Source organism: Nocardioides sp. Z24_21 (assembly GCF_058134345.1).
The window spans coordinates 278,736-287,613 of the sequence record NZ_JBYTTH010000002.1; the positions used below are offsets into that span (position 1 = coordinate 278,736).

Annotated in this window: 12 protein-coding genes; 6 read left to right on the forward strand and 6 right to left on the reverse strand. The window is 73.9% G+C overall.

Annotated features, from left to right (window positions below; all coding sequences use genetic code 11):
* Positions 1-221 precede the first annotated feature (221 nt).
* Positions 222-425, forward strand: coding sequence for a cold-shock protein (locus AC3X7Z_RS07770; RefSeq protein WP_186339957.1), 204 nt, complete (start codon positions 222-224; stop codon positions 423-425).
* A gap of 93 nt (positions 426-518) precedes the next feature.
* Entirely contained in the window at positions 519-929 is a 411-nt protein-coding gene (locus AC3X7Z_RS07775) for a VOC family protein (protein WP_186339958.1), read from the forward strand.
* Here AC3X7Z_RS07775 and AC3X7Z_RS07780 read toward each other — a convergent pair.
* Positions 907-1,326: a GNAT family N-acetyltransferase gene (locus tag AC3X7Z_RS07780; protein ID WP_489975547.1), complete on the reverse strand. Its 420-nt coding sequence runs from the start codon at positions 1,324-1,326 to the stop codon at positions 907-909. The genes AC3X7Z_RS07775 and AC3X7Z_RS07780 overlap by 23 nt on opposite strands.
* A gap of 75 nt (positions 1,327-1,401) precedes the next feature.
* Between AC3X7Z_RS07780 and AC3X7Z_RS07785 the strand changes: the two genes are divergently transcribed.
* Positions 1,402-2,319: an NAD-dependent epimerase/dehydratase family protein gene (locus AC3X7Z_RS07785; protein WP_489975548.1), complete on the forward strand. Its 918-nt coding sequence runs from the start codon at positions 1,402-1,404 to the stop codon at positions 2,317-2,319.
* Positions 2,320-2,358: 39 nt separating this feature from the next.
* On the opposite strand, the gene AC3X7Z_RS07790 is transcribed toward AC3X7Z_RS07785, so the two are convergent.
* Positions 2,359-3,444: a methyltransferase gene (locus AC3X7Z_RS07790; RefSeq protein ID WP_489975549.1), complete on the reverse strand. Its 1,086-nt coding sequence runs from the start codon at positions 3,442-3,444 to the stop codon at positions 2,359-2,361.
* Between the two features lie 72 nt (positions 3,445-3,516).
* On the opposite strand from AC3X7Z_RS07790, the gene AC3X7Z_RS07795 reads away from it, so the two are divergent.
* From AC3X7Z_RS07795 to AC3X7Z_RS07805, 3 genes are read left to right on the forward strand one after another with little or no spacing between them, the layout of a single operon-like run.
* Positions 3,517-3,936, forward strand: coding sequence for a MarR family winged helix-turn-helix transcriptional regulator (locus AC3X7Z_RS07795; protein ID WP_241005291.1), 420 nt, complete (start codon positions 3,517-3,519; stop codon positions 3,934-3,936).
* A 34-nt stretch (positions 3,937-3,970) separates the two neighbouring features.
* Complete coding sequence (locus AC3X7Z_RS07800; protein WP_489975550.1) at positions 3,971-4,426, forward strand: hypothetical protein; 456 nt, start codon at positions 3,971-3,973, stop codon at positions 4,424-4,426.
* Positions 4,423-5,103, forward strand: coding sequence for a VOC family protein (locus AC3X7Z_RS07805; RefSeq protein ID WP_489975551.1), 681 nt, complete (start codon positions 4,423-4,425; stop codon positions 5,101-5,103). Before AC3X7Z_RS07800 ends, AC3X7Z_RS07805 begins: the two co-directional genes overlap by 4 nt.
* A 24-nt stretch (positions 5,104-5,127) precedes the next feature.
* Here AC3X7Z_RS07805 and AC3X7Z_RS07810 read toward each other — a convergent pair whose 3' ends face one another.
* The 4 genes from AC3X7Z_RS07810 to AC3X7Z_RS07825 are packed head-to-tail and all read right to left on the reverse strand — an operon-like array spanning position 5,128 to position 8,874.
* The gene (locus AC3X7Z_RS07810; RefSeq protein WP_313960513.1) at positions 5,128-6,642 is read right to left on the reverse strand and encodes a sodium/solute symporter; all 1,515 of its coding nucleotides are present in this window, start codon (positions 6,640-6,642) and stop codon (positions 5,128-5,130) included.
* Positions 6,639-7,040, reverse strand: coding sequence for a hypothetical protein (locus AC3X7Z_RS07815; protein ID WP_489975552.1), 402 nt, complete (start codon positions 7,038-7,040; stop codon positions 6,639-6,641). Before AC3X7Z_RS07815 ends, AC3X7Z_RS07810 begins: the two co-directional genes overlap by 4 nt.
* A complete protein-coding gene (locus tag AC3X7Z_RS07820; RefSeq protein ID WP_489975553.1) occupies positions 7,037-7,750 on the reverse strand; it encodes a LytR/AlgR family response regulator transcription factor in 714 nt (237 codons plus the stop codon). Before AC3X7Z_RS07820 ends, AC3X7Z_RS07815 begins: the two co-directional genes overlap by 4 nt.
* A complete protein-coding gene (locus AC3X7Z_RS07825; protein WP_186339967.1) occupies positions 7,747-8,874 on the reverse strand; it encodes a sensor histidine kinase in 1,128 nt (375 codons plus the stop codon). Before AC3X7Z_RS07825 ends, AC3X7Z_RS07820 begins: the two co-directional genes overlap by 4 nt.
* Positions 8,875-8,878: the final 4 nt, after the last annotated feature.

Sequence of the window (8,878 nt, forward strand, 5' to 3'; positions counted from 1 at the left end):
CCTGCCGCGGGGAGGCGTCGAGCCGACGAAGTGGCGTTCGCGGCTCGGTGCGCTACGCTGGGTCTTGTTGAAGGGTCGGCACCACCGACCTGGCCGCGCACCATGCTGCGGCTCGTATCTCGTTTTCCTGGTTTTCGGTTCGCTGGACATCAGTACGGAATGGATGTCTTCAGCAGCTCGGAGGCAACGTGCCCCCGATGCGAGAACAAAGGAACATCATCATGGCTCAGGGCACCGTCAAGTGGTTCAACGCTGACAAGGGCTTCGGCTTCATCGCGCAGGACGGCGGCGGCGAGGACGTGTTCGTCCACTTCTCCGCGATCCAGTCCTCCGGCTACAAGTCGCTCGACGAGAACCAGAAGGTCGAGTTCGACGTCACGCAGGGCCCCAAGGGCCCGCAGGCGGAGAACGTCAGCGTCATCTGACACACCCCGAGGAGCCCCGACCGCGCTGCGGTCGGGGCTCCTCGTGCGTCCGGGGGTTGACGTCAGGTGCACCTGAGCATCCACGATCGACCCATGACCGACGACCAGCCCCTCGTCCGCGAGCTCCGGATCACCCTCACCGTCGACGACTTCGACGCGGCCGTACGCCTCTACCGCGACGCGCTCGGGCTGCCCGAGGTGGCCGACTGGAGCAGCGAGCAGGGACGGGTGCTGCTCCTCGACGCGGGTCGCGCGACGCTCGAGCTCTTCGACCAGGCGCAGGCCGCGATGGTCGACGACCTCGAGGTGGGGGAGCGCGTCTCGGGCCCGGTGCGGCTCGCCCTGCACGTCGCGGACGCCGACGCCTCCGCCGCGGCGCTCGTCGCGGCCGGCGCCACGCCGGTGGCGCCCGCCGTCGACACCCCGTGGGGAGACCGCAACGCGCGGGTCGCGGCCGCGGACGGCATGCAGCTGACGCTGTTCACCCCGGGTGCGGGGTCCTGATCATCCACATCGCCGGGTCGGGGAGGGCGCCGAAGCCGACGTCGGCATAGACCCCGTGCGCGTCGTGGGTGGCCAGCAGCGTCCGCCTGACCCCCAGGTCGTCGAGGTGCTCGACGACCGCCGCGACGAGGCGGGTGCCGAGCCCGCGCCCGCGGTGGCCGCGGTCGACGTACACGTCGCACAGCCAGGCGAAGTTGGCGTGGTCGGTGACGACGCGGGCGTAGGCCACCTGCCGCCCGCCGGCGAACGTGCCGAAGTTGAGCGAGTGCTCGGCCGCGGTCGCGACGGCCTCCCGCGAGCGGCCCGTGGCCCAGTAGGCGTCGGTGCTGAGCCACTGGTGCACGAGGTCGAGGTCCATCGCGGCGGACCCGGTGCGGATGTCGAAGGCGTCGGTCACGGGACACATCCTGCTGCCCGGTCGTTGCGCACCGGGGCGGGCGCGCGGTCAGGTCCCGGCTGACATGGTGGGGGGATGAGCTCCCCCATCGTGACCTCTCCCGTCGTCGTCGTGACCGGTGCCAACGGATTCGTGGGCAGCCACGTCGTCTCCGCGCTGAGCGAGCGGGGTGCGACGGTGCGTGCCGTCGTACGCCGCGTCGGCACCGCACCACAGCACCCGGGCGTCGAGGAGCACGTCGGCGACTTCGCCGACCCGGCCTTCGCCGCGACCGTGGTGGCCGGCGCCGACGCCCTCGTCACCACGGTCCACCCGCTGGGCAGCGGGCGCGACGACCAGCGACGGGTCGGCCTGGACGGCACGATGGCGATCGCGGAGGCCGCGGTCGACGCCGGGGTGCCGCTCCTGGTCCACGTCTCGACCGCCGGCGTCTACGACCGCAGTCCCGGGATGGGCGACGTGGACGAGTCCTCGCCGCTGGTGCCCGACGACGCGTCGGCCTACGGCGTGGTCAAGCGTGACGTCGACGCGGCGCTGGAGCGGCTGGGCGGGGCGACCCGGGTGCTGCTGCGCCCGCCCGCCATCCTCGGCGTCGGCGACACCTCGATCTGGAACTCGATCCGCCCCGCCGAGATCCGCGACGACGAGGCCCAGCGGCACGGCAACCCCGACCAGGCCTTCGCCTGGGTGCACGTCACGGACCTCGCGGACCTCGCCGCCGACCTCGCCACCGGCGCGATCGCGACGGCGGACGACCCCGAGGCCGGGCCGGTCGCGGGCGGGTGCACGCCCGTCAACGTCGCCGGGGGCCCGGCCGCCTACCGCGACTACCTGGGCGCGGTGACCGAGGCGCTCGGCCTCGAGCCGGTCTGGGAGGAGGGTCCGGCGTGGACCGGCCGGATCGTCTCCGACCGCGCCCAGCGCTGGGGATGGACTCCCCGGATCGGCCTCGCCGACGCGCTCGAGGAGCTGCGCCAGGGCCTGCGCGGCTGAGCAGGCCCCCGCCGCCGACCCGGCGCGGCCCGGCCGGCGTCAGACCGCCGGTCGTGCCTCGACCAGCGAGATCGTGGAGATGGTGGGCACCACCCGCGTCATCCGGAAGCCCGCCCGCTCGAGCAGCGCGGCGTACTCCTGCTCGGTGCGCTCGCGTCCGCCGACGAAGAGCAGCATGTCGAGGTCGAGGGACTTGGTGAAGTCGGGGCCACTCCCGGGCGCGACGACGCCCTCCATCAGCAGCAGGGTGGCGTCGGCGGGCGCGTGGTCGCGCACGGTGGACAGGAGGGCGAGTGCCCGGTCGTCGTCGAGATCGTGCACGACGCGGCGCAGCACGTAGAGGTCGCCGTCGTCGGGCACCCGGTCGAAGAACGACCCGGCCTCCAGGCGGCACCGGTCCAACACCCCGGCCTCGCGCAGCCGCCGCTCGGCGACCGGCAGCAGCGCTTGCTGCTCCAGCAGCACGCCGTCGGCCTGCGGGGCGGCGCCCAGCATCAGGGCGAGCAGCTGGCCCTGGCCGCCGCCGACGTCGACGATCCGCCGGAAGGGAGCGAAGTCGTAGGCCGCGGCGACGGTGGGCCAGTCGAGCGCAGTGAGCCGCGACATCGCCTCGTGGAAGATGTCGGCGTAGTCGCGCTCGCGGTCGAGCAGCTCCCACATCGACATCCCGTGCACCGCCTCCGCCTGGGCGGTGCCGGTGGTGATCGCCTCGGGCAGGCGGCCCCACACCGACTGGTAGCGCGGGTCGCCGATCATCAGCACCACGGCCCGCATGGAGCCGTCGACGTCCGAGCGCATCGTCTGGCCGAGCGGCGTCAGCGCGAAGGTGTCGCCGTCCTGCCGCAGCAGCCCCAGCCCGGCGGCGGCCCGCATCAGCCGGTGGGTCGCGTCGGGGTGCGTGCCGAGCCCGGCGGCCACGTCGGCTCCCGTCCTCGGCCCGGCGGCGAGCTCGTCGGCGACACCGAGCCGCGCGAGGGCGTACGCCGTGTTGGCGCCGATGAGGCCCGAGACCAGCTCGAGCACGCCGACCTGCGGCGGCACCATGCGCCGGGTCAGGCCCTGCATCGCCGTGCGGGCGGAGGTGGCCGCCCGGGCGACCCGGACCGGAGGAAGTCTGCTGCTCATGAGGTATCCCCTACGATAGTCAGTGATACTGACCAATATGGTCAGCAACGCTGACCAATGTCAAGGGGAACGATGGACCTGGCCACGCTGATGTACGTGTCCTACCGTGCGATGGACGAGCGGGTGCTGCGAGCCATGCGCGAGGCGGGCTACGACCTCACCGCTGCGCAGTCGCGGCTGGCGCAGCGGATCGCCGACGAGGGCTCACGGCTGACCGAGCTCGCCGAGCGCGCCCAGGTCACCAAGCAGACCGCCAGCCTGCTCGTCGCCGCCCTCGAGCGGGAGGGCATCGTCGAGCGGGTGCTCGACCCCGACGACGGTCGGGCCCGGCTGATCCGGCTGTCCGCGCGGGGCCGCGAGGCCGCGCGCCACGCGGGGCAGGTCGTGGCGGCCGTGGAGCGGGAGTGGACCGATCACCTCGGCCCGGACCTCGCGGACCGGCTGCGCGAGGCGCTGGTGCGCCTGCGCGAGCTGACCGACCCCTACGTGTGAGGCGGCGCCTCGCGCAGCGTGCGAGGCTCGGTGCATGGCTGACCGTGCCCTCTCGCCCGACACGCTCGGCGCCTGGCTGGTCAAGGCCAGCGGCGCCGCACCGTCGACCCGCGAGCACGTGCGCGCCGGGTTCGCCGAGGTGGAGACGTGGTGCGCGCGTCCCACCTACCGCACCGACCTCGTCTCCGCCGGGCAGTCGGTCCTGCTGTGGGTCAGCGGGCGTGAGGCCGACCAGCCGGCGGGCCTCTACGCCCACGGCCGGACCACGGGGCCCGCTCGCGACGGCGTGATGCCGATGGTCCTTGCTCCGCTCGGCGACCCGCTGCTGCGCTCCGAGCTCGTCGGGCACCCCGACCTCGCCGCGATGGAGGTGCTGCGGATGCCGGCCGGCAGCAACCCGTCCTACGTCACGCCCGAGCAGCTCGCGGTGTTGGCCGGGATGCGTCCGGAGCTCGTCGAGCTCCCTGGACCGCCCGGCCTCACCGGATGACCGCCCACCTGCGCGCGCTCGCCGTCCGCACCGCGGACGTGGAGGTCGCCGCGACCTTCTGGGGCGGCCTGCTCGGCTGGCGCCGAGCCGGTGCCGGGCTCCTCCCGGACGCAGATGCGCCCTTCGGCATCACCTTCGTCGACTCCGCCGAGCCGGTCCGGCTGCCCGCCCAGGTCCACCTCCACCTGACGAGCAGCTCCTCGACGCAGCAGGAGACCGTCGACCGGGCGATCGCCCTGGGTGCCGCCCATCTCGACGTCGGCCAGCTGCCCGACGAGGACCACGTCGTGCTCGCCGACCCCGAGGGCAACGCCTTCTGCGTCGTCGAGCAGGGCAACCGCTGGCTCGCCGGCACGCCGTTCCTCGGCGAGCTCGCGTGCGACGGGACGCGCGACGTCGGGGTGTTCTGGTCAGCGGCGCTCGGGTGGCCGCTCGTGCACGACGAGGACGGCGAGACCGCGATCCAGCCGCCCGGGGGCGGGCCGAAGATCGCCTGGGGCGGGCCGCCGCTGGACGAGCGTCGTGGACGCAACCGGATGTGGTTCGACCTGGTCACCGACGACCTCGAGGCCGAGGTCGACCGGCTGGTGGCCCTCGGCGCGACGCTCGTCTCGCGCGGCGACGACGTCGAGCTGGCCGATCCCGACGGCAACGAGTTCCACCTCCGGCGGGAGTGACCACCCTGCAGGCAGTTGGGCGGCTCAGCGCTGGAGCTCGACCGCCTCGGGCGTGTGGAGGCGCACCATGAAGCGCCCGGCGTGGGCCGGGACGGTGGCGCGGGTCAGTCGGGACACCACGACCATCGTGAGGAACGACGCCGGCACCGACCACGCGGCCGGCTGGCCGAGCAGCGCCGCGGTCCAGCCGGTCGACGACGACGTGGCGAGCGTCCACGCCACGGCCGCGCCCGAGCCCAGGCCGCCCACCAGCAGCCCGGCGACGGCGCCGGCCGGCGTCAGCCCGCGCCACCAGATCCCGAGCATCAGCAGGGGAGCGAAGGTCGAGGCGGTGACCGCGAACGCGAGCCCGACCGTGCGCGCCACCGCCACGTCCTGGGCGGGCAGCGAGAGCAGCAGCGGGACGACGACCGCGATCACCGCGGCGACGCGGAAGGCCGCCACCCCGCCCAGGCGCCGAGACCCCCAGCGCCGTCCCGTCACGTCCTGCGACAGCACCCCGGCCACCGCGATGGTCAGGCCCGAGCTGGTCGAGAGGAACGCCGCGAACGCGCCGGCCGTGACGAGGCCGGTGAGCACGGCGCCCACCGCGCCGCCCACCATCAGGGACGGCAGCTCCAGCACCAGCACGTCGGAGCGCCCCGAGACCAGGCCGGGCGCGTAGATGCGCCCGAGCGCGGCGTAGACCGGCGGGAGGACGTAGAAGACGCCGAGCAGCGCGAGCACCGCGAGCGTCGTACGACGCGCCGCCCGGCCGTCGGGGTTGGTGTAGAACCGCACCACCACGTGCGGCAGGCCCATCGTGCCGAGGAACGTCGCGACGATCAGGGAGTAGGTCGTGTAGAGCCCGATGCCGCCGCCGGGCGAGGCCAGCGGGATCGACCACGAGTGCGGGGCGGCTGCCGCCGGGTCGGCCGCGCCGTCGGCCACCCACACCGCCATCAGCACGAAGACCGGCACCAGCAGCGCGGTGAGCTTGAGCCAGTACTGGAAGGCCTGCACGAAGGTGATCGAGCGCATCCCGCCCGGGCTCACCGACGCGAGCACCACCAGGGCGACCACCAGGGAGCCCGCCCAGGGCGGCGCGCCGATCGTCGCGCGCAGGGTGACGCCGGCGCCCTGGAACTGCGGCAGCAGGTAGAGCCAGCCGATCGCGACGACCAGCACCGAGCAGAGCGTGCGCACGTCGCGGGAGCCGAGCCGCGCCTCGGCGAAGTCGGGCAGCGTGTAGGCGCCCGAGCGGCGCAGTGGAGCGGCGACGAGCACCAGCAGCACCAGGTAGCCCGCGGTCCAGCCGACGGGATACCAGAGCATCTCCGCGCCGAAGGTGAGCAGCAGGCCGGCGACGCCGAGGAACGAGGCCGCGGAGAGGTACTCCCCGCCGATCGCGCTCGCGTTGAGCCGAGGCCGCACCGTGCGCGAGGCGACGAAGAAGTCGCTCGTCGTGCGCGAGATCCGCAGCCCCCAGGTGCCGATGACCAGCGTCGCGATCGAGACGAGGACGACGGCGACGACGCCCGGCACCATGTCGGTGCTCACGGCGGGTCCGCCGGTCCGGGGGTGCCGGCCGACCCGACGAGGTCGGCGAAGTCGCGTTCGTGGCCCTCGGCGCGGCGCAGGTAGAGCCAGCCGAGCAGCACCAGCCACGGATAGGTCAGCACCCCGAGCAGCAGCCACGCGAGCGGCACCTGCCACACTCGCGCGTCGCCGAGCGAGGGGACGAGGTGGAAGAGCAGCGGCAGCATGCCCACGGTGACGGCCAGCGCGGCGAGCACTCGCAGCGCGAGCATGAGCTGCTCGCGCAGCAGTGAGCGCATGAACACCTCGCCCAGGGCCGTCTCCGCGTCGATCTCGCGCGTGCCGACGGGGCGTACGACGTCCGCGCGACGCCGCGGCGGTCCGGTCACCCGGACGCGCTCGACGGGCGGCTCGCTCATGTCTCGCGCCGGGTGAGGACCGAGCGCAGCTCGCGGGTGTGGCGCCGGCTCACCGGCAGCTCGGTGCCGCCGATGACGACGCTGACCCGTCCGCTCTCGCTGCGCACCTCCTCGACGTGGGGGAGCGCGACCAGCACGGACCGGTGGATGCGCACGAAGCCGGCCGCGGCCCACTGCTCGGCGAGCGACGAGAGCGGCGTGCGCACGAGGTGGGAGCCGTCGGCGGTGTGCAGCCGGGCGTAGTCGCCCTGCGCCTCGACGTGGGTGATCTCGGATCGGCTGATGAACCGGGTGACGCCGCCACGCTCCACGGGGATCTGCACGTCGCCCGACGGCGCCGGGGCGGCGGCCTCCACGACCCGGCGCACGGCCTCGGCGAGGCGCTCCTCGCGCACCGGCTTGAGGACGTAGTCGACCGCGCGCAGCTCGAAGGCCGCGACCGCGTGCTCCTCGTGGGCGGTCACGAACACCACCCGCGGCGGTGACCGGAAGCGCGAGAGCACCTGGGCGAGGTCGAGGCCGGTGAGGCCGGGCATCTGGATGTCGAGGAACACAGCGTCGACCTCCTCGGCCTGCAGCACCCGCAGCGCGTCGGTCGCGGAGTCGCTGCTGCGCACCTCGCCGATGCGCGGGTCGCGGCCGAGCAGGAAGGCCAGCTCGTCGAGGGCAGGACGCTCGTCGTCGATGACGAGCACCTTCAGCTGTGTCATACCTGCACTCCGGGGGCGAACTTCGGCACCCGGACGATCACCTTGGTGCCCGCCCCGGGTGCGGTCTCGACGACCAGACCGTAGTCGTCCCCGTAGGCGTTGCGCAGCCGCGCGTCCACGTTTCCGAGCCCGATGGAGTCCATCGACGCGTCGCCGGCCAGCGCCTGGCGGACGCGTTCGGGGTCCTCGCCGGTGCCGTCGTCCTCGACCTCGAGGACGCACTCCTGGCCGTGGTCGCGCGCGACGATCGAGAGCCGGCCGACACCGTCGGCCTTGTCGGCGCTGGCCTCGAGGCCGTGGCGCACGGCGTTCTCCACGAGCGGCTGGATGCACAGGAAGGGCACCGCGACAGGGAGCACTTCGGGCGCGACCTGCAGGGTCACCTGCAGCCGCTCACCGAAACGGGCCTGCTCCAGCAGCAGATAGCGCTCGACGGAGCGCAGCTCCTCGGCGAGCGTCGTGTACTCGCCGTGGCGGCGGAAGGAGTAGCGGGTGAAGTCGGCGAACTCGAGCAGCAGCTCGCGCGCGCGGTCGGGATCGGTGCGCACGAAGCTGGCGATGGCCCCGAGCGAGTTGTAGATGAAGTGCGGGCTGATCTGCGCGCGCAGGGCGCGCACCTCGGCCTCCATCAGCCGGGTGCGCGAGAGGTCGAGCTCGGCGAGCTCGAGCTGGCCGCTGACCCACGACGCCACCTCGTCGGCCGCCCGCACCAGGCCGCCGGTGGTGTGCGGGGCGCCGACCACGAGCGCTCCCACGAGGGTGTCGTCCACGACGAGCGGGCTGACGATGGCCTGCCGGACCTGGCAGCCGCCGTCGTCGCAGACCAGGGTGCGCGCGTCGACGATCATCGTGCGCCCGGTCTCGGCGACCTGCCCGATCGTGCCGGGGAGCTGGGGGCGGTGGTGGCTGCCCAGGCCGTCCCACGCGAGCAGCCCGCTGGTGTCACCGAGGCCGGCGGCCGGGGTGCCGAGCAGCGCGCGCAGGTGGTGCACCGAGCGCTGCGCGCTCGCGGTGGTCAGGCCCTCGCGCAGGGCCGGGCTGGCGAGGGAGGCGTTGTGGAGGGCGCGGAACGCGGCGCGGTCCGCCTCGCCGCCCAGCGACGTGCGCCGCCATCTCCAGGCCATGGCG